The sequence below is a fragment of the Mycobacterium sp. NGS68 genome, from assembly GCF_059812195.1.
This window is the reverse complement of sequence record NZ_JCALCE010000012.1, coordinates 85,870-112,408: the sequence shown is the minus strand read 5'-3', so window position 1 is coordinate 112,408 and position 26,539 is coordinate 85,870. Positions and strand designations below refer to the sequence as shown.

General features: G+C 69.1%; 28 protein-coding genes. 8 read left to right on the top strand and 20 right to left on the bottom strand.

Annotated features, from left to right (window positions below; genetic code table 11):
- The first annotated feature begins 39 nt into the window (after nt 1-39).
- From AC5Y5V_RS15450 to AC5Y5V_RS15440, 3 genes are read left to right on the top strand one after another with little or no spacing between them, the layout of a single operon-like run.
- Nucleotides 40-1,017: a proteasome assembly chaperone family protein gene (locus tag AC5Y5V_RS15450; RefSeq protein ID WP_499936720.1), complete on the top strand. Its 978-nt coding sequence runs from the start codon at nt 40-42 to the stop codon at nt 1,015-1,017.
- Between the two features lie 43 nt (nt 1,018-1,060).
- Nucleotides 1,061-2,086, top strand: coding sequence for an alpha/beta fold hydrolase (locus tag AC5Y5V_RS15445; RefSeq protein ID WP_499936718.1), 1,026 nt, complete (start codon nt 1,061-1,063; stop codon nt 2,084-2,086).
- Complete coding sequence (locus tag AC5Y5V_RS15440) at nt 2,083-2,772, top strand: PhzF family phenazine biosynthesis protein (protein WP_499936957.1); 690 nt, start codon at nt 2,083-2,085, stop codon at nt 2,770-2,772. Before AC5Y5V_RS15445 ends, AC5Y5V_RS15440 begins: the two co-directional genes overlap by 4 nt.
- Nucleotides 2,773-2,785: 13 nt before the next feature.
- On the opposite strand, the gene AC5Y5V_RS15435 is transcribed toward AC5Y5V_RS15440, so the two are convergent.
- The 3 genes from AC5Y5V_RS15435 to AC5Y5V_RS15425 form a co-directional block, all read right to left on the bottom strand.
- Nucleotides 2,786-3,271 (bottom strand): peroxynitrite isomerase, encoded by a 486-nt coding sequence (locus tag AC5Y5V_RS15435; protein WP_499936714.1) that lies wholly within the window; start codon nt 3,269-3,271, stop codon nt 2,786-2,788.
- A 41-nt stretch (nt 3,272-3,312) separates the two neighbouring features.
- Nucleotides 3,313-3,777: a transcriptional regulator NrdR gene (gene nrdR, locus AC5Y5V_RS15430; protein WP_499936712.1), complete on the bottom strand. Its 465-nt coding sequence runs from the start codon at nt 3,775-3,777 to the stop codon at nt 3,313-3,315.
- 91 nt (nt 3,778-3,868) lie between these two features.
- Nucleotides 3,869-4,366 carry a LysM peptidoglycan-binding domain-containing protein gene (locus tag AC5Y5V_RS15425; RefSeq protein ID WP_499936710.1) on the bottom strand — a complete coding sequence of 166 codons (498 nt, stop codon included), beginning with the start codon at nt 4,364-4,366 and terminating at the stop codon, nt 3,869-3,871.
- Between the two features lie 295 nt (nt 4,367-4,661).
- On the opposite strand from AC5Y5V_RS15425, the gene lexA reads away from it, so the two are divergent.
- Nucleotides 4,662-5,330 (top strand): transcriptional repressor LexA, encoded by a 669-nt coding sequence (gene lexA / locus AC5Y5V_RS15420; RefSeq protein WP_499936707.1) that lies wholly within the window; start codon nt 4,662-4,664, stop codon nt 5,328-5,330.
- A 9-nt stretch (nt 5,331-5,339) separates the two neighbouring features.
- On the opposite strand, the gene AC5Y5V_RS15415 is transcribed toward lexA, so the two are convergent.
- The 7 genes from AC5Y5V_RS15415 to AC5Y5V_RS15385 all read right to left on the bottom strand — a co-directional run bounded on the left by AC5Y5V_RS15415 (nt 5,340) and on the right by AC5Y5V_RS15385 (nt 14,265).
- A complete protein-coding gene (locus tag AC5Y5V_RS15415; protein ID WP_499936704.1) occupies nt 5,340-7,709 on the bottom strand; it encodes a sunset domain-containing protein in 2,370 nt (789 codons plus the stop codon).
- Between the two features lie 296 nt (nt 7,710-8,005).
- Entirely contained in the window at nt 8,006-9,166 is a 1,161-nt protein-coding gene (locus AC5Y5V_RS15410; RefSeq protein ID WP_499936702.1) for an acyl-CoA dehydrogenase family protein, read from the bottom strand.
- Nucleotides 9,167-9,289: 123 nt separating this feature from the next.
- Complete coding sequence (gene hflX / locus AC5Y5V_RS15405; protein WP_499936700.1) at nt 9,290-10,732, bottom strand: GTPase HflX; 1,443 nt, start codon at nt 10,730-10,732, stop codon at nt 9,290-9,292.
- A gap of 50 nt (nt 10,733-10,782) precedes the next feature.
- A complete protein-coding gene (gene dapF / locus AC5Y5V_RS15400; RefSeq protein ID WP_499936698.1) occupies nt 10,783-11,652 on the bottom strand; it encodes a diaminopimelate epimerase in 870 nt (289 codons plus the stop codon).
- 57 nt (nt 11,653-11,709) lie between these two features.
- A complete protein-coding gene (gene miaA / locus AC5Y5V_RS15395) occupies nt 11,710-12,654 on the bottom strand; it encodes a tRNA (adenosine(37)-N6)-dimethylallyltransferase MiaA (protein ID WP_499936955.1) in 945 nt (314 codons plus the stop codon).
- Nucleotides 12,651-13,334, bottom strand: coding sequence for a class III extradiol ring-cleavage dioxygenase family protein (locus AC5Y5V_RS15390; protein ID WP_499936696.1), 684 nt, complete (start codon nt 13,332-13,334; stop codon nt 12,651-12,653). Before AC5Y5V_RS15390 ends, miaA begins: the two co-directional genes overlap by 4 nt.
- Nucleotides 13,335-13,359: 25 nt before the next feature.
- Nucleotides 13,360-14,265 carry a DMT family transporter gene (locus AC5Y5V_RS15385; protein WP_499936952.1) on the bottom strand — a complete coding sequence of 302 codons (906 nt, stop codon included), beginning with the start codon at nt 14,263-14,265 and terminating at the stop codon, nt 13,360-13,362.
- Between the two features lie 249 nt (nt 14,266-14,514).
- Here AC5Y5V_RS15385 and AC5Y5V_RS15380 point away from each other — a divergent pair, with 249 nt between their 5' ends.
- Nucleotides 14,515-15,843 carry a DUF349 domain-containing protein gene (locus AC5Y5V_RS15380; RefSeq protein ID WP_499936694.1) on the top strand — a complete coding sequence of 443 codons (1,329 nt, stop codon included), beginning with the start codon at nt 14,515-14,517 and terminating at the stop codon, nt 15,841-15,843.
- On the opposite strand, the gene AC5Y5V_RS15375 is transcribed toward AC5Y5V_RS15380, so the two are convergent.
- The 4 genes from AC5Y5V_RS15375 to recA are packed head-to-tail and all read right to left on the bottom strand — an operon-like array spanning nt 15,840 to nt 20,610.
- Nucleotides 15,840-16,442: an Rv2732c family membrane protein gene (locus AC5Y5V_RS15375; protein ID WP_499936692.1), complete on the bottom strand. Its 603-nt coding sequence runs from the start codon at nt 16,440-16,442 to the stop codon at nt 15,840-15,842. The two genes, AC5Y5V_RS15380 and AC5Y5V_RS15375, sit on opposite strands and share 4 nt — an antisense overlap.
- Nucleotides 16,439-17,950, bottom strand: a complete 1,512-nt coding sequence (gene miaB, locus AC5Y5V_RS15370) for a tRNA (N6-isopentenyl adenosine(37)-C2)-methylthiotransferase MiaB (RefSeq protein ID WP_499936690.1) — start codon at nt 17,948-17,950, stop codon at nt 16,439-16,441. Before miaB ends, AC5Y5V_RS15375 begins: the two co-directional genes overlap by 4 nt.
- Before the next feature lie 46 nt (nt 17,951-17,996).
- Entirely contained in the window at nt 17,997-18,512 is a 516-nt protein-coding gene (recX, locus tag AC5Y5V_RS15365; protein WP_499936688.1) for a recombination regulator RecX, read from the bottom strand.
- Complete coding sequence (gene recA / locus AC5Y5V_RS15360) at nt 18,478-20,610, bottom strand: intein-containing recombinase RecA (protein ID WP_499936684.1); 2,133 nt, start codon at nt 20,608-20,610, stop codon at nt 18,478-18,480. The genes recX and recA overlap by 35 nt, the downstream gene beginning before the upstream one ends.
- A 185-nt stretch (nt 20,611-20,795) precedes the next feature.
- Here recA and AC5Y5V_RS15355 point away from each other — a divergent pair, with 185 nt between their 5' ends.
- Nucleotides 20,796-21,467 (top strand): (2Fe-2S)-binding protein, encoded by a 672-nt coding sequence (locus AC5Y5V_RS15355; RefSeq protein ID WP_499936679.1) that lies wholly within the window; start codon nt 20,796-20,798, stop codon nt 21,465-21,467.
- Here the strand turns inward: AC5Y5V_RS15355 and AC5Y5V_RS15350 are convergent.
- Both AC5Y5V_RS15350 and AC5Y5V_RS15345 read right to left on the bottom strand, forming a co-directional pair.
- Nucleotides 21,458-21,652, bottom strand: coding sequence for a DUF3046 domain-containing protein (locus AC5Y5V_RS15350; protein ID WP_499936675.1), 195 nt, complete (start codon nt 21,650-21,652; stop codon nt 21,458-21,460). The genes AC5Y5V_RS15355 and AC5Y5V_RS15350 overlap by 10 nt on opposite strands.
- A 14-nt stretch (nt 21,653-21,666) precedes the next feature.
- Nucleotides 21,667-22,833 (bottom strand): glycosyltransferase, encoded by a 1,167-nt coding sequence (locus tag AC5Y5V_RS15345; RefSeq protein ID WP_499936673.1) that lies wholly within the window; start codon nt 22,831-22,833, stop codon nt 21,667-21,669.
- 43 nt (nt 22,834-22,876) lie between these two features.
- Between AC5Y5V_RS15345 and AC5Y5V_RS15340 the strand changes: the two genes are divergently transcribed.
- Together AC5Y5V_RS15340 and AC5Y5V_RS15335 are read left to right on the top strand one after the other, a co-directional pair.
- Nucleotides 22,877-23,320: a limonene-1,2-epoxide hydrolase family protein gene (locus tag AC5Y5V_RS15340; protein ID WP_499936670.1), complete on the top strand. Its 444-nt coding sequence runs from the start codon at nt 22,877-22,879 to the stop codon at nt 23,318-23,320.
- A gap of 3 nt (nt 23,321-23,323) precedes the next feature.
- Complete coding sequence (locus AC5Y5V_RS15335) at nt 23,324-23,722, top strand: DUF5313 domain-containing protein (RefSeq protein ID WP_499936666.1); 399 nt, start codon at nt 23,324-23,326, stop codon at nt 23,720-23,722.
- Between the two features lie 12 nt (nt 23,723-23,734).
- Here AC5Y5V_RS15335 and pspM read toward each other — a convergent pair whose 3' ends face one another.
- The 4 genes from pspM to pgsA form a co-directional block, all read right to left on the bottom strand.
- A complete protein-coding gene (gene pspM, locus AC5Y5V_RS15330) occupies nt 23,735-24,559 on the bottom strand; it encodes a phage shock envelope stress response protein PspM (protein WP_499936661.1) in 825 nt (274 codons plus the stop codon).
- An 18-nt stretch (nt 24,560-24,577) separates the two neighbouring features.
- Nucleotides 24,578-25,402 carry a phage shock protein PspA gene (gene pspA / locus AC5Y5V_RS15325; protein ID WP_499936659.1) on the bottom strand — a complete coding sequence of 275 codons (825 nt, stop codon included), beginning with the start codon at nt 25,400-25,402 and terminating at the stop codon, nt 24,578-24,580.
- 130 nt (nt 25,403-25,532) lie between these two features.
- The gene (clgR, locus tag AC5Y5V_RS15320; protein ID WP_499936653.1) at nt 25,533-25,871 is read right to left on the bottom strand and encodes a transcriptional regulator ClgR; all 339 of its coding nucleotides are present in this window, start codon (nt 25,869-25,871) and stop codon (nt 25,533-25,535) included.
- A 76-nt stretch (nt 25,872-25,947) separates the two neighbouring features.
- Nucleotides 25,948-26,538 (bottom strand): CDP-diacylglycerol--glycerol-3-phosphate 3-phosphatidyltransferase, encoded by a 591-nt coding sequence (gene pgsA / locus AC5Y5V_RS15315; protein WP_499936648.1) that lies wholly within the window; start codon nt 26,536-26,538, stop codon nt 25,948-25,950.
- Nucleotide 26,539: the final 1 nt, after the last annotated feature.

Genomic DNA, 26,539 nt, shown 5'->3' with positions numbered 1-26,539 from the left:
GTACGGCACTCTGGAGTGACGGGAGAGGAGGCAACACCGATGTCCCGCGAATACGACCCAGGTGGCGAGCCGCACTATCAGCCAGGCCAGTCCGGCATGTACGAGCTGGAGTTCCCGGCGCCGCAACTGTCGACGTCCGACGGTCGCGGCCCGGTGATGGTGCACGCCCTGGAGGGTTTTTCCGACGCCGGTCACGCGATCCGGCTGGCCGCCGCGCACCTCAAGGCGGCACTGGACACCGAGCTGGTCGCGTCGTTCGCGATCGACGAACTGCTCGATTACCGCTCGCGCCGTCCGCTGATGACGTTCAAGACCGATCACTTCACCCACTACGAAGATCCTGATCTGAGCCTGTACGCGCTGCGCGACACCGCCGGCACGCCGTTTCTCCTGCTGGCGGGCATGGAGCCGGACCTGAAGTGGGAGCGGTTCATCACCGCGGTGCGCCTTTTGGCCGAGCGTCTCGGTGTGCGTCAGACCATCGGGCTGGGCACCGTGCCGATGGCGGTCCCCCACACCCGGCCGGTGACCATGACCGCGCACTCCAACAACGCTGAGCTGATCGCCGACTTCACGCCATGGATCTCCGAGATCCAGGTCCCCGGCAGCGCGTCGAACCTGCTGGAATACCGGATGGCCCAGCACGGCCACGAGGTGGTCGGATTCACCGTCCACGTCCCGCACTACCTGACCCAGACCGACTACCCGCCCGCCGCCCAGGCGCTGCTCGAACAGGTGGCCAAGACCGGGGCGCTCGAGCTGCCCATGGCGGCGTTGTCCGAGGCGGCCACCGACATCCGCGGCAAGATCGACGAGCAGGTTCAGGCAAGCGCCGAGGTCGCTCAAGTGGTGGCGGCGCTGGAGCGCCAGTACGATGCGTTCATCGATGCCCAAGAGAACAGGTCACTGTTGCGGCGCGACGAGGAGTTGCCTAGCGGTGACGAGCTGGGAGCGGAGTTCGAGCGGTTCCTGGCTCAGCAGGCGGAGAAGAAGTTCGACGACGACGATCCGAAGTAAGCCCTGAGTTACCCCGAGATGACCCGACAAAGAGGTTGGCGAGATGACCGAGCGGAAGCGCACGCTTCGCCCGGTGCGGGAAGTGACAGCGCCTTCGCTGCAGTTCCGCACCATCCACGGTTATAAGCGCGCGTTCCGCATCGCCGGTGAGGGTCCCGCGATCCTGCTGATCCACGGCATCGGCGACAACTCCACCACGTGGACCGGCATCCATGCCAAGCTCGCCCAGCGCTTCACCGTGATCGCCCCCGACCTGTTGGGCCACGGCAAGTCCGACAAGCCACGCGCCGACTATTCGGCCGCGGCCTACGCCAACGGCATGCGCGACCTGCTCAGCGTGCTCGACATCGAGCGGGTCACCATCATCGGCCATTCGCTCGGCGGCGGAGTCGCGATGCAGTTCGCCTACCAGTTCCCGCACCTGGTGGAGCGGCTGATCCTGGTGGGCGCCGGCGGCGTCACCAAGGACGTCAACATCGCGTTACGGTTCGCCTCGCTGCCGATGGGCGCCGAAGCGCTGGCCTTGCTGCGGCTGCCCCTGGTGATGCCGACGGTGCAGGTGCTGGGCAGACTGGCCGGCCTGGTGCTCGGCTCGACGGCGCTGGGCCACGATCTGCCCAACATGCTGCGCGTCCTGGACGGCCTGCCGGAGCCGACGGCCTCCTCGGCGTTCACCCGCACCCTGCGGGCCGTCGTGGACTGGCGCGGGCAGATCGTCACCATGCTGGACCGATGTTATTTGACCGAGGCCATCCCGGTGCAGATCATCTGGGGGCAAAAGGATTCGGTGATCCCGGTCCGGCACGCGCACATGGCGCACGCGGCGATGCCCGGGTCGCGGCTCGAGATCTTTGAAAACGCCGCACATTTCCCGTTCCACGACGACCCGGCACGGTTCCTCGACATCGTGGAGCGCTTCATCGACTCGACGGTGCCGCCCGAGTACGACCAGGCCGCGCTGCGTGAGCTGCTCCGCAGCGGCGGCGGCGAGCGGTCGGTCACCGGGTCGGCCGACACGCGCGTCGCGGTGCTGGAGGCCATCGGCGCCGACGAGCGCAGCGCCACCTGAGCGTCGAAGTCGCGGTCTTGCGGGTCTTTACCGACCCGGCCGGCAGCTATGGCAACCCCCTCGGCGTGGTCGATGCCCACGCGGTCGACCTCGCCGATCGGCAGCGTCTCGCGACCCAATTGGGTTACAGCGAAACCATATTCGTGCAACCGCCGGCCGCGGGTTCGACAACGGCCCGGGCCACGATCTACACCCCCGCGACGGAAATTCCGTTCGCTGGGCATCCCACCGTCGGCGTGTCGTGGTGGCTGCGCGAGCGGGGAACGCCCATCGACACGCTGCAAGTGCCGGCCGGCGATCTGCGGGTCAGCTACGGCGCGGGCGAACTTGCGGCCGTGACGGCGCGCCCGGAATGGTCACCCGAGTTCGCCTTGCACGAACTCGCATCGCCGGACGCCGTGACGGGTGCCGACCCCGCCGGATTCCCCGGCGACACAGCGCATTACCTGTGGGCGTGGGCCGACCGGTCCGCGGGATCGGTGCGCGCGCGCATGTTCGCCCGCAATCTGGGGGTGGCGGAAGACGAGGCGACAGGGTCGGCGGCGGTGCGGCTGAGCGCCCGGCTGGGGTGCAGCCTGCGCATCACCCAGGGCAAGGGCTCGCTGATCGAAACCACGTGGAGCGCCGACGGGTGGGTGCGGGTGGCCGGCCGGACGGTCACCGACGTTGTGCAACAGGTCGATTGACTGGTCGCGTCGTTTACTGCTTGCGGTGCAGAACCGCGGCCAGGTGATCCTGAAAGGGCTGCCCGACGGCGCCCATCCGGACCGTGTAGAAAAACTCGTCGCCGTCGATCCGGAATGAACGGCCAAGCGCGGTCACGTCTTTGGCGGTCGGGGTCAGCCCGATCGACGAGGTGGCCAGCTCGAGCTCGATGCGCCCGCCGGTGACCGAGTAGGTGCCGAGTTCGATTTCGGTGATGCCACTTGGATGGGCCAGCACGAGTTCGACCCGGCCGGGTTCCGGGGCCCGCAGAAAACCCGTCTCGGCATGCAGCGGCTTGCCGTCAAGCGCCGACTTGGTTTTTTGCGCGTAAGCCAGAAACGGCTTGCCCACGTGGGAGAACACGACTTCCTCGAGATACTCGAACGGCTCGATCGTCGGATACACGCCCTTGCCGCGACCCGCCCAGGTGCCAAGCAATGGTGCGAGCGACTCGAGGTTGGGATGCAGGTCGAAAGACATGAAAGTACCGTAGTCCGGCGGCGTGCCGGCCTTCGCGCTCGTCAGTTCGGCGTCGAGACCTTGCGGTGCGCGCGCAGCGCCTCGATCTCGCGTTCGAAGTCGTCGGCGGACGAAAAGGACCGGTATACCGACGCGAATCTCAGGTAGGCGACCTCGTCGAGTTCGCGCAACGGTCCAAGGATCGCCAAACCGACCTCGTGGCTCGCGATCTCCGGCGATCCAGCCGCCCGCACGGTGTCTTCCACCTGCTGGGCCAGCAGATTCAGCGCGTCGTCGTCCACCTGACGCCCCTGGCAGGCCCGGCGGACGCCACTGATCACCTTCTCCCTGCTAAAGGGCTCAGTGACGCCGCTGCGCTTCACGACGGCGAGCACCGCGGTCTCGACCGTGGTAAATCGCCGCCCGCACTCGGGGCACGACCGGCGACGCCTAATCGCTTGGCCCTCATCGGTTTCCCGCGAATCGATCACACGCGAGTCCGGATGCCGGCAGAACGGACAGTGCATCGCCGCTCCTTTGCCGTCCTGACATCCGGGTACCGCAGACGACTCCGAGAGTACCTGTGCGCTCCCCCGCAGGGCGAATACTCGGTACCGCCTAGCCGACCGGTGCGATCAGGGTCTGGCCCGCGACCAATGACGGAGAACCGAGGTCGTTCAACTCGCGGATGCGGTCGGCGACCTGACGGACCGGCGCGTCGGGGGCCACCCGCGCCGCCAGGTCCTGAAGGGACTCGCCGGGCTCGACCCGGACCACGGCCAGCCGGTCCGGTACGTGCGTGGCGGCCGTATCACCGCCGTTGGCCAGCTGCCCGAAATGGCCGACCAGGCCCAGCCACAGGGTGATCATCCCGGCCAGCAGCGCCAGGCCCAGCGTCGTCGCGAACGGGACCGGGCGACGGCGGTGCGACGCGACGGACGTCCGGACACCGGTACCGCGGTAGCTGCTCGGCGCGCCTGCCGGCCGGGACGGGCCGGGCCGGGTGGACCGGGCGGGCGCGTAGCGGGGGCCCCGAACGGGGGCGCCGAGGCTACCCGGGCCGTCATAGCCACTGCGGCTGCCGGTACGCGGCGAGACTGTGTAGATGATTGTCATGTGCGTTCCTCCGGTCGACTGGTTCTCGCTCGTGTGTTCGACACTGTAGTCGCCCGTGTGTTCGATACCCGAACATTTGAGCGAAGCGTGTCGCACGAGCAAAACGCTAGATCACCCCACCGACAAGTTCGTCGGTCTCGATTCCTGTCATGGAGCCCCGGATACCCGAACTCGACGAGAGTTACACACATGTTATTCAGCAGCTTGCGGGCGGATATCGCGGCTGAGGGCCGCCGCGACACACCCGTCGAACACATGTTTGATTCTGTCGGCGGGTACGGCTACATTCAGTGGCATGAGCGACAGCAACGACACTTCGGGGCTCACCGAACGGCAGCGCACCATCCTCAATGTCATCCGCGCCTCGGTAACCACCCGCGGTTATCCCCCAAGCATCCGGGAGATCGGGGACGCCGTCGGCCTGACGTCGACGTCCTCCGTGGCGCACCAGCTGCGCACCCTGGAGCGCAAGGGCTATCTGCGGCGTGACCCGAACCGCCCGCGGGCGGTCGATGTCCGCAGCGCGGACGACGTCGCCGGCGCCGCGTCACCGCCCGTCACCGACGTGGCCGGGTCGGACGCCTTGCCCGAGCCCACCTTTGTCCCCGTGCTCGGACGCATCGCGGCGGGCGGTCCGATCCTCGCCGAGGAAGCCGTCGAGGACGTCTTTCCGCTGCCACGCGAGCTGGTCGGCGAGGGCACGCTCTTCCTGCTCAAGGTCGTGGGCGATTCGATGGTCGAGGCCGCGATCTGCGACGGCGACTGGGTCGTGGTGCGTCAGCAGCACGTCGCCGACAACGGCGACATCGTCGCGGCCATGATCGACGGCGAGGCCACCGTCAAGACGTTCAAGCGCGCGGGCGGTCAGGTGTGGCTGATGCCGCACAACCCGGCGTTCGATCCCATCCCCGGCAACGATGCGACCATCCTGGGCAAGGTCGTGACGGTGATCCGCAAGATATAGCCGGGAGCCTCAGTCGGCCTTGATGAAGCCGTTGGCTTCGGCGACTTCCTCACTGGCAAGCCAGATTTCGGGAAGAGTGTCCTCGTAGAGCGCGCTGCTGGGCGTGTAATACAGGCCGAAGCGCGCGCTGGCTTTGATGGGGTAGCCGTCGGGCGCCTGATACGGGTCGTCCAACGGCAGGTGGATGGTCGGGCGCGCGGGCTGCGCCTGGCCGAGCGCGACCGGCGGGGCGCCGACCCGTTCCGCAGCGGCGGCCGGACCCGCGGCGGGGATGATGTCCGTGATCTCCGCCCCGTCGTCGTCCTCGCCGGGCTCGCTGTCGATCGCCGCGTGCCGGCCGGCCTTGGGCGCGGCTTCCGGGGCGTCCCTGAACTCGGGGGCCTCGAACGACTCGGGAATTGCGGACATCTCGGGCACCTCAGAGACTCCGGAGACCTCGGAGACTTCGAGGAACTCGGCTTCCGCCGCCACGTCCTCGGCCGCCACGTCGTCAGCGAACACGTCCTCGGCGAACAGGTCGTCGGCATAGCGGGCGTCGGGCGGCGCCTCGGTAAAGACGTCGTCGGAGTAGCCGGCTTCCGGTGGGGCCTCGGTGAAGACGTCGTCGGCCGGGTCGTCGGGGATGCCGGTGTCCTCGTCGGGGCCCGCAAAGCCGGGATGCGTCAGCACCGGGATGGAGTCGGTGTCCACGTCGTCGGGGTCTTCGTCTTCGGCGTCGAATTCCTCGTCGAAACCGAGGGCAGCAAAGTCGTCTTCGTCGTCAGGGTCGTGTCCTTCGGAGGGCACGTCGTCCTCCGGCACCACCGCGGTCGCGGCGCTGCGCGGCCAGCTGATCCGGGTGGTTTCACCGTCCGGATGCTCCGACGGATGCACGTCGGAAAGGGGGCGCTGGTGGGTGTCGAATTCGGCGTCATCGTGAGCCCACGGTTCGGCGGCCGCGGCATCGTAGCCATGCTCGGCGTGGTCTAGCTCGTGGTCAGGCTCGTAGGCGGGGGCCTCATAGGCGTAGCCGGTGGCGTCATGGCCGGCGCGGCGCCGTCGCCATCCGGTCAGCACCAGCACCACCAGGACCAGCAGCACCAGCAGCGGGATGGCCGCCAGCAAGTACCACCAGTGCCAGGCGAACTTCTTGGCCTGCGCGGGCATCGCCGAGCCGCTCGGCTGGTTCTGACCGGATACCTGCAGGCCCGACAGCAAAGGCGCAAGGTTGGCCGGATCGGTGCTGAACGTGTTCTTGGCGCGGTTCCACGAGATCTTTCCGCCGGTGAACTTCTGCGAGATCACATCACCGTCGACGGTCTGGTCGCCGATCGGCGCGCCGAGCTTGCCGGTGGGGCCCTTGAGCTTGTCCCAGGCGGCCTTCATTGCCCCCCGCACGACGAACGCACCGTGGTCGGGTGTCCAGAAGATGACCGGCTTCTCCGGGCCGCCCGAGAACACGGCGATCCGGCTCGACGGCGAAATGCCGCCGTCGGACTCGTTGGCGATCGGGAAGCCCAGGTCGCTGCTGACGGGACCGCCGAGCGCCTCGTACTTGGCCAGGATGTCGCTCTCGACCGCATTCGCGCCGGTGGCGGGGCTGTAGTACACCTTGCCGCCGGCGAAGTCCTGCGCCATCCCGTCGCCGCCGATGGGGTACTGACCGGCCTTCCTGGCACCTAGCGGACCGCCCGCGCCGCCCGCCGCGCGCCAGGCCATGTTGATGGCCGCGGCCGGATCGAGGGTGACCTGCAGGTCCTTGAGCTGCTCGCCCAGCACCGCGGGTTCGGTGCTGAACTGCTTGGTCTTGCGATTCCAGGAGATCGCGCCGCCGCTGAATTTCTGCGAGGCCACGTCGCCGTCGTAGGTCTCGTCCCCCACCGGAACGCCCAGCACGCCGCCCGAGCTGCCCAGCTTGTCCCAGGCGGCGTTGAGCGGGCCGCGGACCACATGCGCACCGCGGTCGGGCGTCCAGTAGATGACGGGCTTGTCACTGGCGGAGAATGTGGCCACCCGGCTGTCGGGCCCGGCCAGGCCGGGGACCTCGTTGATGGTCGGGAATCCGAGGTCGCTGCCCGCCGGACCGCCCAATGCTTCGTATTTGTCCAGAATCGGTCCATAAACGAATTTGGCACCGGTATCGGGTGTGAAATACATCTTGCCGCCGGCGAACTCCAGAGCGAATCCATCGCCGGCGGGGTAAACGTCACCCTTTCGCGCGCCCAGCGGAGACGTGTCGCCACCGGCCTTGTCCCACGCGGCCATCATTGCCGCTTCGGCGTCGCCAATCGGCGAAGCCAGCGCAACGGGGGTCAGCAATACCGCGGCCATCGCTGTGGCCGCCACGCTGACCAGCGCCCGACCGAACAGCTTGCCCAATGGACCACTCTGCCCGTTCACCAAGCCTCCCAGCCGACGGAAATGCCCTTATCCGCCATCCCCCGTTGACAGTCGGTATTGTCGCCGGGCCCGCATAACTTTGCTAGAGCGAATGACAATTGCGAAGTCAAATCTGCAAAGTTTCGGAAACAGAGACCCCGCCGATGTCGAATTGATGCCATTTCACGCCCGCGCCGCGACTGAGGGCGCCGCGAAGGAAATCGGCCGATGCTCGACGGCCCGGTACCTGAAGACACAAGCGCCGACGTTACGTGACGCCTTTATCGGCCCGACGATGTGGACCCTCCAGTGCAGGGTTAGACACCCAGGCTGCGCCCGATGATCTCCTTCATGATCTCGGTCGTGCCGCCGTAGATCGTCTGCACCCGCGAATCCAGATAGGCGCGCGCAACGGGGTATTCCCGCATGTAGCCGTAGCCGCCGTGCAGCTGCAGGCAACGGTCGATCAGGTGCACCTGCTTCTCCGTCGAATACCACTTGGCCATCGCGGCCTGCTCCACGGTCAGCTTCCCCTCAAGGTGCAGCGCGATGAACTCGTCGACCATCATGCGCACCACGGTGGCCTCGGTCGCCAGCTCGGCGAGCAGGAACCGGCTGTTCTGGAAGCTGCCGATCGGCTTGCCGAAGGCCTTGCGCTCTTTGGTGTACTGCAGCGTCTGCTCCAGGACGGCTTCCATGCCCGCGGCCGCCATGATGGCGATGTTGATGCGCTCCTGCGGCAGGTTCTGCATCAGGTAGATGAACCCCATGCCCTCCTGGCCGAGCAGGTTCTCGGCCGGCACCTTCACGTCGGTGAAGGAAAGTTCGGCGGTGTCCTGCGCTTCCAGCCCGATCTTTTCCAGATGACGGCCGCGTTCGAAGCCCTCCATGCCGCGTTCGACGACGAGCAGCGAAAAGCCCTGCGCGCCCTTGTCCGGGTCGGTCTGCGCCACCACGATCACCAGGTCGGAGTTGATGCCGTTGGTGATGAACGTCTTCGCGCCGTTGAGGATGTAGTGGTCGTCCTGCTTGACCGCGCGGGTCTTGATGCCCTGCAGGTCGCTGCCGGTGCCGGGCTCGCTCATCGCGATCGCGGTGATCAGCTCGCCGCTGCAGAACCCGGGCAACCAGCGCTGCTTCTGCTCTTCGGTGCACAGCTCCAGCAGGTAGGGCGCCACGATGTCGTTGTGCAGGCCGAACCCGAGGCCGCTGTAGCGCCCGATGGTGGTTTCCTCGGTGACGATCGTGTTGTAGCGGAAGTCGGCGTTGCCGCCGCCGCCGTATTCCTCGGGCACCGCCATGCCGAGGAAGCCCTGCTTGCCCGCCTCGAGCCATACGCCGCGGTCGACGATCTTGGCCTTCTCCCACTCCTCGTGGTACGGCGCGACGTGTCGGTCGAGGAAGGCCCGGTAGGACTCTCGGAACAGATCGTGCTCGGGCTCGAAGAGGGTGCGCTGGAATTTGATGGCACTGCCCATGCGTGTGCGGACCTCCGGATGTCCAATCAGATACGAGTAGTGCCCAAGATATACCAACCGGGCGGTTGGTCGACGGCGGGGCGCGCGGGCGGGACGGGTGCGTGCGGGCGCGGCGCGGCGGGTTTACTCCTGGGCGGCGAACTCGCGCAGGGCGGCGGCCAGCGCCACCGGAACCCGCGCCTTGATCCGGGTGCCCTCGGGGCTGTGTTCGGCCTGCTCGACCCGGCCGTCGGCGTGCACGCGGGCCACCAGGTCACCGCGGTGGTACGGGATCACCACGTCGACGGCGGCATCGGTGGGTGCGGCGAGCTCGGCGATCCGCCGCCGCAGCGCGTCGATGCCGTCGCCGGTGCGGGCGGACACGAACACCGCGCCGGGCAGCTCGTGGCGCAGCCGGGCCAGCATCAGGTCGCCGGCGGCGTCGATCTTGTTGACCACCAGCAGCTCCGGCGGCATGTCGCCGTCATGGTCCGCGATGACCTCGGAGATGACCTGGCGGACGGCGCTGATCTGGGCCAGCGGGTTGACATCGGAGCCGTCGACGACGTGTACCAGCAGGTCCGCGTCGACGACCTCCTCCAGCGTGGAGCGGAACGCCTCGACCAGCTGGGTGGGCAGGTGCCGCACGAAGCCGACGGTGTCGGTGAGCACGAACGACCTGGCGTCCTTAGTGCCGGGAAAGAACTCGGCCCGACGGGTGGTGGGTTCCAGGGTGGCGAACAGCGCGTCTTCCACCAGCACCCCGGCGTCGGTCAGCGCGTTGAGCAGGCTGGACTTGCCGGCGTTGGTGTAGCCGACGATAGCGATCGACGGGATGTCGGCCTGCAGCCGGCGGCTGCGCTGGGTGTCGCGGGCCTGCTTCATCTCCTTGATCTCGCGCCGCAGCTTGGCCATCCGCTCGCGGATGCGGCGCCGGTCGGTCTCGATCTTGGTCTCACCGGGGCCGCGGGTGCCGACGCCGCCGCCGCTGCCGCCGGCCCGACCACCGGCCTGCCGTGACATCGACTCACCCCAGCCGCGCAGTCGGGGCAGCATGTACTGCATCTGGGCCAGCGATACCTGCGCCTTGCCCTCCCGGCTGGTGGCGTGCTGGGCGAAGATGTCGAGGATCAGCGCGGTGCGGTCGATGACTTTGACCTTGACGGCCTTCTCCAGCGCGGTGAGCTGCGCCGGGGAGAGTTCGCCGTCGCAGATGACGGTGTCGGCGCCGGTCGCCACGACCACCTCGCGCAGCTCCTGCGCCTTGCCCGAGCCGATGTACGTCGACGGGTCGGGCCGGTCGCGGCGCTGGATGAGCCCTTCGAGCACCTGCGAGCCGGCGGTTTCGGCCAGTGCCGCCAGCTCGGCCAGGCTGGCCTGGTTGTCGGCGGCGGTGCCGTCGGTCCACACGCCGACCAGGACCACGCGTTCCAGCCGCAGCTGGCGGTACTCGACCTCGGTGACGTCGGCGAGCTCGGTGGACAGCCCGGCGACCCGGCGCAGCGCCGAGCGGTCCTCGAGGGCGAGTTCCCCGAGGCTGGGTACGGATTCTGGGAGGCCGTTATCCGGCGAATTTGAGTGAGTCATAGGCAATATCGATGGTGGCACGGACAACGGTCGGTGCGCATCCGAATAATTCAGCCCTGAGCGTTCCACCAGGGTTCACCGAGCTCTCCGCGGGCCACGAGGACCGACGGGCCGCGCAGGTAGCTGGTGGCGTTGGTGACGGTGACCAGGACGTCGCCGCCCGGCACCCGCACGGTGAGCGTCCCGGTGTCCGCGCCGGCGAATGCCAATCCGGCCACCGCGGCGGCGACCGTGCCCGTTCCACACGACCGGGTTTCCCCCACGCCGCGCTCGTGGACGCGCATGCGGATGGCCCCGGCCTCCGGCGCGGTGAGCACTTCGATGTTGACGCCGTCGGGGAACTGGGCGGCGTCGAAGTCGACCGGCGCCGCGACGTCCAGGGCGGCGAGCTCGTCGGCGGTGAGCCGCGGATCCAGACACGCCAGGTGCGGGTTGCCCACGTCGACCGCCAGGCCGTCGAACCGCCGGCCCCCGACCACGGCGGCGCCCGCGCCGAACCTGTTGGCCTTGCCCATATCCACGGTCACGTCGGCGTTGGTCGGATCGACGCGGTGCACCGTGACCAACCGCGGGCCCGCCAGCGACCCGACGACGAATTCGTCGCGCGGCTCCAGGCCGGCCGCCCGCAGGTAGTGGGCGAAGACCCGCACGCCGTTGCCGCACATCTGGGCGATCGACCCGTCGGCGTTTCGATAGTCCATGTACCAGTCGTAGGCGCTGACGCCGTCGGGCAGGCGCTCGAGCGTGCCGGCCCGCACGGCCGCCCCTGCGGTGGTGACGCGCAGCACCCCGTCGGCGCCCAGGCCCTGGCGCCGGTCGCACAACGCGACCACCCGGGCCGCGGTGAGGTCGAGTTCGGCCTCGACGTCGGGCAGCAGCACGAAGTCGTTCTGGGTGCCGTGGCCCTTCGCGAACATCACTTGCGCCACTCCTCCTCATCGCTTCGCTCTGCATCGTCGCCGACGCGCATCACCCGATCAGGATACGTTCCGCCAGAGCCGCAACGCCTCCTCGGCCAACCGGTCGGTGGGTACAGCCGCGTCGAGCCAGTGGATGCGGTGGTCGCGGCGGAACCACGAGCGCTGACGTCGCACGTAGCGGCGGGTCCCGACAAAGGTCTGCTCCCGCGCGGCGCGCAGCCGCTCCGGCTTGGGGTCCGGGCCGTCGGCGTCGATCGCCGCGAGCACCTGCGCGTAGCCCAGCGCGCGTGCGGCCGTGACGCCGTCGCGCAGGCCGTCGCGGATCAGCGCACGCACCTCCCCGACCAGGCCGCGGTCGAACATCAGGTCGGTGCGCCGGGCCAGTCTGTCATCGAGAAGCGTTGTCTCACAATCCAATCCGATAATCACGGTGTCCCATCGCGGGTCGCCGATGCGCGGCGCCGACGCGGCGAACGGGCGCCCCGTGAGCTCGATCACCTCGAGCGCGCGCACGGTGCGGCGGGCGTCGGTGGGCAGGATCGCCGCGGCGGCGGCCGGGTCGCGGCTGGCCAGCTCGGCGTGCAGCGCCCCCACGCCGATCTCGGCGAGCCGGCGTTCCCAGCGCACCCGCACGGCGGGGTCGGTCGCGGGAAACGACCAATCGTCCAGCAGCGACTGCAGGTAGAGCATCGAACCGCCGACCACGACGGGCACCGCTGCCCTGGCCGCGATCGCCTCTACGTCGGCGGCGGCCGTCTGCTGGTAGCGGGCCACGGTCGCGGTTTCGGTGATGTCCAGGACGTCGAGCTGGTGGTGCGGGACGCCGCGGCGCTCGGCGACCGACAGCTTGGCGGTGCCGATGTCCATGCCGCGGTAGAGCTGCATCGCGTCGGCATTGACGACCTCGGCGCTGAGGCGTTCGCCGCCGAGCCGTTCCGCGATGGCCAGCGCCAGCGCCGACTTGCCGGTGCCCGTCGGGCCGACAATCGCCAGCGGCCTCACGGCTGCCATGCACCCGCGAAGTAGCCCACCCCGAACGGCGCGCCGCGGTAGAGCTCCTTGGCGGTCCGCGGGCCCGGCTCGGCGAGGCCCGCCAGCACCTGGAACGCCACCCGGCCCAGGATCGGCGCGGGTAGGCCCGCAAGCGCGGCGACGTCGCCGCCGGCAAGCGCGTCGTCGAGGGCGCGTTGCGCATCCGCGCCGGCCGGGTCGTAGCCGCCCGGCGCCCTCGGAGTCAACGTGTTGGCGCCGTCGGCGACGACGAGCACGCCGACGGCCTCGGTCGACCGGTCGATCTCGGCGCGCAGCCGCCGACCGCTGGCCAGGGCGGCGTCGGCGTCGTCGTCGCCGCGGTAGACGCGGATCTGCGCGACGGCCTCGGGCCGGGCCTGGCCGCGAAGCCAGGCGCCGATCAGCGCGCACAGCGGCAGGTCGACCGGCTCGGCGGCCGCCGGCGAAAGGCGCACCGGCACGTCGACGCCAAATCCGGCAAAGGTGCCGACGCCGTCGGGACCCACTGCGGCGTCCGCGGGGCCGGTGCCCACCACGATCCAGCGCGCGGGCAACAGGGCGGCCGCCGCGAGCACCGCCGACGTCAGGTCGGCCACCTCGGCGGCGGCCGCTCCGGCGAGTTCGGGAACGAGCACCGGCGCGCACGGGACGATCGCGACGGCGCTCAGCACGTGACCAAACTAGCGGGTCGAGAAGTCAGGCATAGACGTCACATTCGGCGCGCACATTCGGGTCGGGTTCCGTGTCGGCAACCACGGAGGCGGCCTCGCCGCGGGCCAGCGCCGTCGTCGCAACGACGACGAGCACCACGGCGACCACCAGGCCGACGCGCTCGAACCCGTCGGCGCCCAGCGTCTCGCCGAGCACCGTGACCCCCAGCAGCGACGCGACCAGCGGCTCGGCCACCGTCATCGTCGGCAAGGACGCGGTGAGGGCGCCGGCGCGGAACGACGACTGCTGAAACACCGTGCCGACCCCCGCGACCAACAGCCAGAAGTAGAACTCCGGCATGCCCAGCACCGCCGACGGACCCTGGTGCGTGTCGACGATCGCCTTGGTGAGTACCGCGAACAGCGCCCACGACGCCGCCGACACCAGCGCCAGCAGCACCGCGGCCACCGAGCCGGTGCAGATCCGGGCGCCCAGCACGCAGCACACCATCACCGCGCCGATCACCACCGCCACCAGGGCCCAGGTCTGCGGCGACACCCGCTGGTCGCCGGCGGCCGGTTCGCCGATCCCGACGAAGACCGCCACCGCGCCGGCCAGCAGGATCGCCCAGCCCCACTCCCGACGGCTCAACCGGTGCTTGGTCAGCCAGGCGTACACCGGCAGGGAGAACAGCAGCGACGTCACCTGCAGCGCCTGCACCAGCACCACCGAACCCAGGCCCAGCGCCACCGCCTGTAGCGCCGCGCTGGCCGCGGCGGCCACCCCGCCCAGCCACCACCGGGTGTCCCGCAACGACATGCGGAGCAGTTCGAGGTGCCCGACCCGCTTTTCGGTGATTTCCTGCGCGGAGCGCTGCCGGACCACGTCGCCGACCCCCGAGATCAGCGCCGCGAACAGCGCGAGCAACACCGCGAAATCAACCTTCGCTATGGTCACGCCTCCCCCACCGGCCCCAATTGCCCCGCCGTGGGTGCCAACGTACCGGGCGGCGCGGCAATGCCCTATGGGTCGGCCGACGGTGGAATTGATTTGTTATCCGAGCCAAGGCACGCGCGTGAGCGTCGCCAAGCTGCTTGAATACTCTGTTGGAACGAGCCGGTAACAAGGTGCCGCTTCGCGCGGCAGATATGCGCGGGAGTCCAATCGCCGCGCGGAAGATGCAAAGGGCAGGTGACGAGCATGACGGTTGACGAGCCTCGCGGCAGCGATTTACCGAAGCCGGCACCACGTCCCGGACCGCGGCCAGGCCCCCGGCCTGCGCCGCGACCCGCCGCACACCCGGTCGTCGTGCCCCCGCACAGCGACCCACACCGGTTCGGGCGCGTCGACGACGACGGCACGGTGTGGCTGATCACCGCGGCCGGCGAGCGCATGATCGGGTCCTGGCAGGCCGGTGACCGCGAAGCCGCGTTCGCCCACTTCGGTCGCCGGTTCGACGATCTGAGCACCGAGATCACCCTGATGGAGGAGCGGCTGACGTCGGGCACCGGCGACGCCCGCAAGATCCGGGCCAACGCCGCCGCGCTGGCCGAGACCTTGCCGACGGCCTCGGTGCTGGGGGACATCGACGCGCTCGAAGAACGACTGCAGAACCTGCTCGCCCGCATCGACGTCATCGTCGTCGCGGTGCGCTCCCGGCGCGAGGTGCATCGGGCCGAACAGACCGCCCGCAAGGAAGCGCTGGCCGCCGAGGCCGAGGACCTGGCGACCAACTCGACCCAGTGGAAGGTCGCCGGCGACCGGCTGCGCGCAATCCTCGAGGAATGGAAGACGATCACCGGCCTGGACCGCAAGGTCGACGACGCGCTGTGGAAGCGCTATTCGGCGGCCCGGGAAACGTTCAACCGGCGGCGCGGATCCCACTTTGCCGAGCTGGACCGCGAGCGTTCCGGGGTCCGGCAGTCCAAGGAGCGGCTCTGCGAGCAGGCCGAGGAGCTGTCCTCGTCGACGGACTGGACGGCCACCAGCGCCGAGTTCCGCAAGCTGCTGACCGAATGGAAGGCCGCGGGGCGCGCCACCAGGGATGTCGACGACGCGCTGTGGCGCCGTTTCAAGGCCGCCCAGGACTCGTTCTTCACGGCGCGTAACGCCGCGACGGCCGAGAAGGACGCCGAGTTGCGGGCCAACGCCACGGCCAAGGAAGCGCTGCTGGCCGAGGCGGAGAAGCTCGACGCCGGCAACCTCGACTCCGCCCGCGCCGCGCTGCGCACGATCGCCGACAAATGGGACGCGATCGGCCGGGTGCCCCGGGAACGCGGCGCGGACCTGGAGCGACGCCTGCGGGCCGTCGAAAAGAAGCTGCGCGACGCCGGCGAATCGGATTGGTCCGACCCGCAGGCGCAGGCCCGCGCCGAGCAGTTCCGCAACCGCGCCGAGCAGTTCGCGCAGCAGGCCGAGAAGGCCGCGGCGGCCGGGCGGACCAAGGAAGCCGAAGAGGCCAGGGCGAATGCCGAACAGTGGCGGCAGTGGGCCGACGCGGCGGCTAAGGCGCTGACGCGCAGGTCCTAAGCCTGCTCACCGGGCTCGGGCGGCTCGGGCTCGTCCGGGGTGTCTTGCAGGCTGTCCAGCAGCGTGCGGGACTGCTGCTGTGCGACGACGCGGCGGCGCTGCTCCTCGGCCGCGAGTTGCACGATGGTGCGCGCCCACACCACGCGGGTCCAGTAGAACGTCAGCACGATCACCGTGACCCAGGCGACGATGAGCCCGATGCCCGGTCCGGGATGACCCACCGCCACGGTCTGGCGCGACCACACGGCCAGCATTCCCGCGCCGCTGGCCAGCGCCGAACCCGCCAGCGCGACCCAGGCCAGCGCCCAGCGCCGCGTCAGTAGGGCCAGCATCGAGAAGCCGACGCCGAACACCAGGGCCAGCCAGGCGAACACCCGCGACGGCAGGGCCACCGCGGCCGCGCCGGCGTCGTGGGTGCTGAACAGCACGTCCCAGCCCCGCACGTGGCCGGTGTGCGACAGCGCAAACGAGCCCAGCAGCACGAACACCAGGATGGCCACGATGAAACCCCTTGGGCCGGGGTCGATCTCACGGGCCACCCGGCGTTCGGCGGCCTCGATTTCGGCCCGGAAGGCGTCGAAGTCCCGTTCGGCGTTCATCGGGTGCACCCTAGCGGCTCGATGCGTTCGGCCGGGCGGCCGAGGCCGGGCATGCCCAGGCCGGTGGGACGCGCGTCGCGCGGCTTGCTTCCGGCGGCGTGCGCGTCGCCCGCGCGGGTGCGGCGGTGGGTCAGGATGCCGGCGTCGGCGATCAGGTGGTGCGGGGCGGCCTCGGTGACCGTCGTGGTGATGATGTCGCCGGGCCGGACGTCGGGGTTCGCCGCGAAATGCACCAGTCGGCCGTCGCGGGCACGTCCGGTCATCCGCGCGGTGCGGGCGTCCTTGCGTCCCTCACCGGTGGCCACGAGCAGTTCGACCGTCTCCCCCACGAGCGCCGTGTTCGCTTCCAGCGAGATGCTCTCCTGCAGCTCGACCAGCCGCTCATAGCGTTCCTGCACAACGGCTTTCGGCAACTGTGCGGGCAGGTCCGCGGCCGGCGTGCCGGGCCGCTTGGAGTACTGGAAGGTGAAGGCCGCCGCGAACCGGGCCCGCCGCACCACCTCGAGGGTTTGCGCGAAGTCCTCTTCGGTCTCGCCTGGGAAGCCGACGATCAGGTCGGTGGTGATGGCGGCGTGCGGCATGGCCTCCCTTACGCGGTCGATGATGCCCAGGTAGCGCTCGGCGCGGTAGGACCGCCGCATCGCGCGCAGCACCCGGTCGGATCCGGACTGCAGCGGCATGTGCAGGGCGGGGCAGACGTTGGCCGTCTGCGCCATCGCCTCGATGACGTCGTCGGTGAACTCGGCCGGGTGCGGGGAGGTGAACCGCACCCGCTCCAGGCCGTCGATGCGGCCGCACTGTTTGAGCAGCTCGGCGAAGGCGCCGCGGTTGCGGGGCAGCGTCGGGTCGGCGAACGAGACGCCGTAGGCGTTGACGTTCTGGCCCAGCAGGGTCACCTCAACGACGCCGTCGTCCACCAGCGACCGCACCTCGGCCAGGATGTCGTCCGGGCTGCGATCGACCTCCTTGCCCCTTAACGACGGGACGATGCAGAAGGTGCAGCTGTTGTTGCAGCCGACGGAGATGGAAACCCAGGCGGCGTAGGCGGATTCGCGCGCGCTCGGCAGCGACGACGGGAACTGCTGCAGCGCCTCGGCGATCTCCACCTGGGCGGCCCGGTTGTGCCGGGCCCGGTCCAGCAGCGTCGGCAGGGACCCGATGTTGTGCGTGCCGAACACGACGTCGACCCACGGCGCTTTGCGCAGCACCGTGTCCTTGTCCTTCTGCGCCAGGCAGCCCCCGACCGCGATCTGCATCTCGGGATTGCTGCGCTTGCGCGGGGCCAGGTGGCTGAGGTTGCCGTACAGCTTGTTGTCGGCGTTCTCCCGCACGGCGCAGGTGTTGAAGACCACCACGTCGGCGTCGGCACCGTCGGCGGCCCGCTGGTAGCCGGCCGCCTCCAAGAGCCCCGCCAGCCGCTCGGAGTCGTGGACGTTCATCTGGCAGCCGTAGGTGCGCACCTGGTAAGTGCGCACCGGCCCAGCGTCCAGGGCCACCGTCGAAGTCACGGGGCAATGGTACGGCGGTTAGGCCTCCGCACCCGATTCGGCCTGGTCAGATGCTGCGGCGCTCAAGCTCCAGCTGCAGCTCGACGCTCACGACGTCGCCGGCCAGCCCTTGGTCGTAGCCACGTCGCGCCAGCATCGCGATCAGCCGTCGAGCGACCTTTGGCTGGTCCCCGTCCAGGTTCTCCCGCCGCAGCCTGGCGCGCACCAGTTGCTCGGCCCGTTCCCGCTCGGCCCCGGCATCGATTCCGGCCAGCACCGTGGTGATCAGGTCGTTGTCGACGCCCTTGGTGTGCAACTCGGCGGCCAGAGCGCGCCTGCCCTTACCCGCCCTCGACCGGCGCGATTCCACCCACTGCTCGGCGAATGCGGCGTCGTCAACCAGCCCGACGGCGGCCAGCCGGTCCAGTACCCTGCCGCTGACGTCGTCGGGGTATCCGCGTTTCGTCAGCTGGCCGGAGAGCTCGGCCCGGGTCCGCGACCTCGTGGTGAGCAGGCGCAGGCACAGCGCCCGCGCCTGCTCTTCGCGATCAGAAGTCGACGGGGGCGGGCAGGACGTCGTCATCGGTCAGAACCGCGCCAATGCCAAGCTTTTCCTTGATCTTCTTCTCGATCTCGTTGGCCACGTCGGTGTTCTCCATCAGGAAGTTGCGGGCGTTCTCCTTGCCCTGACCCAGCTGCTCGCCCTCGTAGGTGAACCAAGAGCCGGACTTGCGGATGAAGCCCTGGTCCACGCCCATGTCGATCAGCGAGCCTTCCTTGCTGATACCCCTGCCATAGAGGATGTCGAACTCGGCCTGTTTGAACGGGGCCGCCACTTTGTTCTTGACGACCTTGACCCGGGTGCGGTTGCCGACCGCGTTGGTGCCGTCCTTGAGCGTCTCGATCCGGCGCACGTCCATGCGCACCGACGCGTAGAACTTCAAAGCCTTTCCGCCCGTGGTCGTTTCAGGTGAGTTATGCACCATCACCCCGTCGACGAAGTAGTTGTGATTGCCCTCGACCTCGATGTCGTAACGATTCATCGAGCGAGTGTGCGGCTTGACATGCACATCCAGCACCCGGGCCGGCACCAGACGCTGCGTCGGCGCGACGAATTGGGGCGACACCGTGCTTTGGCCACGGAACCGGGGCAGCAATTTGTACTCCATGGACGGCGCCATGTAGGGCGCTACCAGCGCCTGGAACTTGGCCGATGCCGCTGTCGAGAAGACCAGTACCGCCTTGCCGGCCGTACCGGCACAGCGCAGTCTCACATTCAGCCCGTGGTTGTCACGCAGATAATCGCGCAACCGCACCCGCGTCCCTTCGGTCATGGCCTCGACGCAGATCTCGATGCGGCCGCTGCCACCGGCGGTGCGTTGTTGTAATCCCTTGGATCGGAGGCTGAATGATCCGTCGTCCATGTACCAGATGGCCAGTGCCAGCGGGGTCAGCGCCTTGAGATATTCCTCGGAGAAGAATTTCTTGCCATCCCCCAGGTACACCGCGCGCCGCAGCTCCGCAAGCTCCGCCAGCGGGGTGAAGTCGACGAAGCTTGCACCCTTCGCGTTCTCCTGCACCGTGTGCCGAATGTTGCCCATCAATGCGGTCTTCCATTGCAGATAGCCGAGTTGCTTGGCGCCGTGTCCCAGCCGGAATCGGACACCGTTGCGGTCGCGTAGGTTGGGCGAGAGGTTCCCGTCGCCCATCAGCGAGCCCATCACCACCTGGAACTGATGGTCGCTGAGCAGATGGGGTTCGCTGGCCAGCACCCGATCTCCGGTGTTGAGGTCGCCAGCTTCGGTCCAGCCGGCGGGTGTGCGAATGAGGTGGTTGGGCGTGGCGGCGAATTGTGATTTGCCGTTGCCGCCGGACTTTTCGACGGTAAATTGCAGGAACTGCTCGGCAGGCCCATTGTTGAACCAATTCACCACCTTGCGCGGGAGGATCTGGTCCGTGACCGGGTCGTAGGACAGCACCTCGACGTCCATCTTGTTGTTGACGATCTTGCCGATCTTCTCGCTGCTGCCGTCCGCCAGAGTCACTCGGGTGGAGTAATTCATACACCCGAACATCACACCGATTTTTTCGCGCAGCTGGTTGATGAAGATCGCGGTAGTTCCGGAATTGTTCAGCGCACCAGTCATTTTCCGCAGCGCCTGGCTCATCAACCGGGCCTGCAAACCGACGTGGCTGTCGCCCATCTCGCCTTCGAGCTCCGCGCGCGGCACCAACGCCGCCACGGAGTCGATGACCAGGATGTCCAGCGCGCCGGAGCGGATCAGCATGTCGGCGATCTCGAGGGCCTGCTCGCCGGTGTCCGGCTGGCTGACCAGCAAAGAGTCGGTGTCCACACCGAGCTTCTTGGCATATTCGGGGTCCAGCGCGTGCTCGGCGTCGATGAACGCCGCGACGCCGCCGGCGGCCTGGGCGTTGGCCACCGCGTGCAGCGCGACGGTGGTCTTACCCGAGGATTCCGGGCCGTAGATCTCGATGACCCGCCCGCGGGGCAGGCCGCCGATGCCCAGGGCTACGTCCAGCGCGATGGACCCGGTGGGAATGGACGAGATCGGTTGACGCGTCTCGTCGCCGAGACGCATCACCGAGCCTTTGCCGTAACTCTTCTCGATCTGGGCCATCGCCAGTTCGAGGGCCTTCTCGCGGTCGGGGGCTTGTGCCATGGTGCCTCTCCTGTAGTCGGTGTTCGATTGACCGGTGTTGGTCGGTTGTCCCAGACGTTAGGCGTGGGGTCCGACAAGTCGGTTCCATCGAATGCTCACCACAGTAGCCGAACACCTGTTCGACTCAAGCAGACACGCCGGGCGTGGCAATATCAGCTGCGACCGGGGAGGGTGGTCGCCCAAGCATGGACATCTCCGTCGAGCTGGCCGAAATAGTCTCCTACGGCGGGTTTTTCGCGCTGACCGTGGGCGGCGACCCGACGGGATGGCATCCCGTCGGCCAGTCCTACGCCGACGGCTGTGCCGACCTGATCGACGCCACCGTGCGCCGCTACCACGCCACGGACCTGCGGATCGGCGCGTCGCTGGTGCAGCTCAGCCACGCCACCCGGCTGTGGTCTCCCGTCCTGGCGTGCGCGCTGGGTCACGGCGTCATCCCAGACCTCAAAGACCTGCAGCGCGCCGACGACAGCGCCGAACTGCGCCTGCCCCAACCCGTCGGCGAACCCGCCGAACCGTCGGCGGACCGGCTGTACCGCCTGGTCGTGGAGCAACACCTGGAGCCCCTGGCGACCGGCCTGCGCGTCAAGCTGGCACCGGCCCTGCTGTCGGGCAACATCGCGTCCGCGCTCGTCGGCGCCTCCAAAGCTCTGGTGTCGGCGCGGCCCGACCTGCGCGGGCCCGTCGTCGAGACCACCCACGCCCTGCTGGACACCGGGCAGCTGGCCGGGACCGGAACCATCACCGGCCAGCTAGCCTTCCGTCGGCGCAGCTGCTGCCTGTTCTATCGCATCCCCGGCGGCGGCGTCTGCGGCGACTGCGTATTCGACGAGCCACCCGGTGCGCATCACCACTGATCCCGCGGCACGTCGAAGTCGGCGCACAGGGCCCGCCAGACGTCGCGGGGCTCGACGCCGTCCTCGATCGCCTGGGCGGCGGTACGGCCGTCGAAGCCGGTCAACACGTGGTCGACCAGCACCGACGCACCGTACGCCGCGCCGAATCGCAGGACGACGCGCTCGTTGAACTCGGTCAGCCGCACGCCAGCCAAGATACTTACCGCGCCAGGGCAAGCGCGTCGTGACACACAGCCACCGGGTCGGCAACGGCCCGCAGGCTGGCGGCGGCCCTGGCGGCAGCCTGCCGATACCCCGGCGCCGACAGCACCGCGCCCACGGCGGAGACCAGCGCGTCGGCGGTCAGCGGCCGGATCAGCTGCGCACTCCCCTGCCGCACCACGCGATTGGCCATCTCCCACTGGTCCCCGCCGCCGGGAACCACCACCAGCGGCACGCCGGCCATCAGCGTCTTGGCCACCATGCCGTGCCCACCGCCGCAGATCACCAGGTCGGCGTGCGTCAGCAGCTCGGACTGATCCCCCAGCCCGACAACCGCCCAGGGCGGCACCGTCAGGTCCGTTCCGCCCAGCCGCGACACCACCAGCCGTGACCCCGGCGGCAGCGTCTCGCCCGGCGTCAGGCAGTGCAGCGCGAGCTCGGCCAGCCCGGTGGTCCCGGTCAGCGCCGTCGATGGCGCGACCACCACCACGGGCCCAGAGCCCGGGGGAACCTGCAGCACCCGGTCCGTCGGCTCGAAGTGCAGCGGACCCACCACCACCGCCTCCGGCGGCCAGTCCGGCCGCGGCACCTCCAGCGCGGGCAACGTGGCGATCAGCCGTCGCACCGGACCGGGATCGCTCCATGGCAGCCCGATCTCGGCCCGCGCCTCCGCCCGCTGGCGCAGGCCGGCACGCCAGGAGCGGGCGGTCAGCGCCCGCATCACGGTGTCGCGCAACCGGCCGCGGAGGCCGGTGCCCGGCGCCAGCCCGCTACCGATCGGCGGCAGGCCCCTCGACGGCAGGTACAGCGGATGCGGGTTCAGCTCGACCCACGGGATGCCCAGCAGCTCGGCGGCCATGCCGCCGCCCGCGGTAATGACGTCGGAAACCACCAGATCCGGCGCCAGCTCACGCAACGCGGGCGCGATCAACACCGCCATCCGCGCGGCCCGCCGGTGAATCCTGGCGCCGGCGTCCATGTCCTCGTCGGTCGCCACCAGCCCGTCCAGCTCGACGGCGTCGATGCCCGCGGCGCGGGCGGCGTCGAGCCATTCCACGCCGGTGAACAGCCTGGGCGTGTCGCCGGCGGCGAGGAACCGTCGGCACAGCGCAATCGCCGGAAACGAGTGTCCGGGATCCGGCCCGGCGACCACTGCGACGCGCATCCGCCCTACCCTGCCACAGCCGCGCTCGAATACTCTGGCGACCATGACCGAGCTGACCCAGACACCAAGTGACACAACAACCGAGAACACCCGCACGGTCGAGGCTTTCCTGAATGCCCTGCAGGACGAGGACTTCGACACCATCGACGGGCTGTTCGCCGACGACCTCGTCTACGAGAACGTGGGATTCTCCCGGATCCGGGGCGGGCGCCGCACCGCGAAGCTACTCAGCCGGATGCAGGGCCGCATCGGGTTCGAGGTGAAAATCCACCGCGTCGCCGCCGACGGCAGCGCGGTGCTCACCGAACGCACCGACGCCCTGACCATCGGACCCGTGCGGATCCAGTTCTGGGCCTGCGGCATCTTCGAGGTCCGCGACGGCCAGATCACCCTGTGGCGGGACTATGTCGACGCGTTCGACATGCTCAAGGCGACGGTTCGCGGGCTGGTCGCGGTCGTCGTCCCGCCGCTGCGGACTTCTCTGTAAGCCATGAGTGGCGATTCCGGCCGGACCAGGCCGAACTTCCTGCAGCTCATCCGCTACTGCTGCGGCGGGCGGCTGCCGGACTCGATGCTGGACTGGGTGCGCAACGACCTGGCCGGCAAGGGCGCGGCGGGCCGGATGATGCGGCGGGTGGCGATTCCGGCGCTGTTGGTGCTCGCGCCATTCTGGCTGATCCCGACGACGCTCGAAGTCCACCTCAGCATGACGCTGCCGATCTTCATTCCGTTCGTGTACTTCTCACACGCGCTGAACAAGATCTGGCGGCAGCACATGCTGCGGGTGCACGGCCTGGACCCCGAACTCGTCAACGAGCGCGACCACCAGCGCGATGCGCACAAGCATCAGGCGTATATCGACCGCTACGGCCCACGGCCAGAGGATTAGACGGCCCGAGGATTAGACCGCTTTGCGCAACCCGCCGAGTTCGTCGAACGCCTGCGCCCAACCGAGCAGCCGATCGGTGGCGCCGACCAGCTCCTCTCGGTAGTGCTGCTGGCTGAACGCGCCGGCGCGCGGGCCGGCCTCCCCGTTCGCCGACGACACCAATTGGGCTGCGGCGGTGACCATGACGTTGTACTGCCGGACGCCTTCGCCCAGCTGCGCGGTGAACGCGTTGATCGTCGGCGCCAGATGCGGGCGTGACGACTGCGTGTAGTGCGCCGCGCGCTCCATCGAGACCACCTGGGCCGCGGTGGCCGCCATGGCCGCCGATGTCTGGTTGGCCGCGGCCGTCAGCTCACGGATTTCGTCCATCGGCAACATCTCGCCCCGCTCCATGACGCCCAGCAGCGAGAAGAATCCGCGTTCGGACGCCCCGAGCGCGGCCATCGCGGGCCGCGCCGCCGAACCCGGCGGGGGCAGCCGGCGAACGTTGGCCGGCCGCGGCGACGGCAACGGCTCCTTGCGCAGCCAGCGGTAGCGCAGCAACAACAGCGTCGCCGGAAACACCTCGCCCGCCGCGATCAGCATGGGGATCAGCAACGCCCAGAACGGCGTGCTCCAGGTCGCCAGCAAGATCGTCACCAGGCTCCAGAACACCACCCCGGCGGTGAATATCAGGCCCCACCGCAAGGCGCGGCGACGACGGCGCAGCCCCCGCGTGCGCGGGTCGGTCATGACGCTGATCTTCTGCGCGACCAGGTCCGACAGGTCGGTGACGGTGTCCATCCCCCGCCCGAGCAAGGCCCGCCATTGCCCGTCGTGCGTCGACTTCACCGCCATCTGCGCCCCTTACTGTCCTTACTGTCCGAATGGTTTCTCGGCGACCGGCCCGCGGGCGGGGTCCGCGGCCGCGGGTGTGGCCGGGGCGGCCCCCGGAACCGCGCCGCCCGTCGGCAACGCCTCCCCGCGCATCGAGGCGCGGATCTGCTCCAACCGGGAATGTCCGGCCATTTCCACGCCGGCCTGCTGGATCTCGAGCATCCGGCCCTGCACCGAGCCCTGTGCCAGCTCGGCCTGGCCGAGCGCGTTGGCGTACCGGCGCTCGATCTTGTCGCGGACCTCGTCGAGGCTCGGGGTGTTGCCCGGCGCGGCGATCTCGCTCATCGAGCGCAGCGATTTGCTCACCTGTTCCTGCATCTTCGCCTGCTCCAGCTGGCTGAGCAGCTTGGTGCGCTCGGCGATCTTCTGCTGCAACACCATCGCGTTCTGCTCGACGGCCCGCTTGGCCTGCGCCGCGGCGCCCAGCGACTGGTCATGCAGCGTCTTGAGGTCTTCCACGCTCTGCTCGGCCGTCACCAGCTGGGCGGCGAACGCCTCGGCGGCGTTGTTGTACTCGGCGGCCTTCGCGGCGTCCCCGGCGGCGGTGGCCTGGTCGGCCAGCGTCAGCGCCTGGCGCACGTTGACCTGCAGCTTCTCGATGTCGGCCAGCTGCCGGTTCAGCCGCATCTCCAGCTGGCGCTGGTTGCCGATCACCTGCGCGGCCTGCTGGGTCAGCGCCTGGTGGGTGCGCTGCGCTTCCTCGATGGCCTGCTGGATCTGCACTTTGGGGTCAGCGTGCTCGTCAATCTTGGAGTTGAACAGCGCCATCAGGTACTTCCACGCCTTGACGAACGGATTGGCCATGAGTTAGCTCCGCCTTCGCTTCCTGGGTGCCTAGTCGGCTTGCCTTACCTGCCGCTCAATTTAGTGCGTCAGCGGCGATCTCCCCACCTTTGGTGCTCCACTGCTCGTCCGCGCCCACCGGATGTGGGACTCAGGCCACCGCCAGCGAGGCTACCGGCGGAATGACGACCTTGGTACTGACGTCAATGCTAGGACCGCCCGGCCGGGTGCCAGGTTCCGTGCGCGCCGCGTGTTCTTCGCGCGCCAGCTGCTCGCCGGCGCCGATCAGCACCTCCGACAGCGGGAGTTCCAACGCGTCGCAAATGGCGTTGAGCAGCTCGCTCGAGGGTTCCTTGCGGCCCCGCTCGACCTCCGAGAGGTAGCCGAGGCTCACCCGCGCCGAGTCGGACACCTCACGCAGCGTCCGGCCCTGCACCGTCCGGGCCCGACGCAGCACGTCGCCGATGACCTCGCGCACCAATAGCCCCATCCAGCTCTCCTTTACCGCGTCGTCGACAGACCAGTCTTTGAGATGAACGTGGGCGGCGGCGGTGTTGGTTCCCCGATCAGCGGGGCGTCTGCCGAACTTCCCTGATCGCCGAGGCCACATAGTCGATGCCGGTGACGATCGTGAGCACGATGGCGACCACCATCACCACCACCGCCGAGGCGTGCAGCCAACCCGACAACGGCAGGATGAACAGCCCGATCGCCACCGCCTGGGTAAGCGTCTTGAGCTTGCCGCCCCAGCTGGCGGGGATGACTCCGCGACGAATCACCGACAACCGCAGCACGGTCACCGCAACCTCGCGGGCCAGGATCAGGATCGTGACCCACCAGGGCAGGTCGTGCAGCATGGACAGCCCGACCAGCGCCGAGCCGATCAGAGCCTTGTCTGCGATCGGGTCCACGAACGCGCCGAATTCGGTTGCCATGCCGTAGTTGCGGGCCAGCTGGCCGTCCAGGCGGTCGGTGAAGCAGGCGACGGCGAAGATCGCCCACGCCACGATGCGGGCCGAGCTGACGTGGCCGCCCCCGTAGAACAGCGCGAACAGGAAAACCGGGACCATCAGCAGACGCAGGCCGGTTAACACGTTGGCCAGATTGGCGATGCGTGCACGGCCTCCTACGGAACCCGTCTGCGGCGACCCCGACACG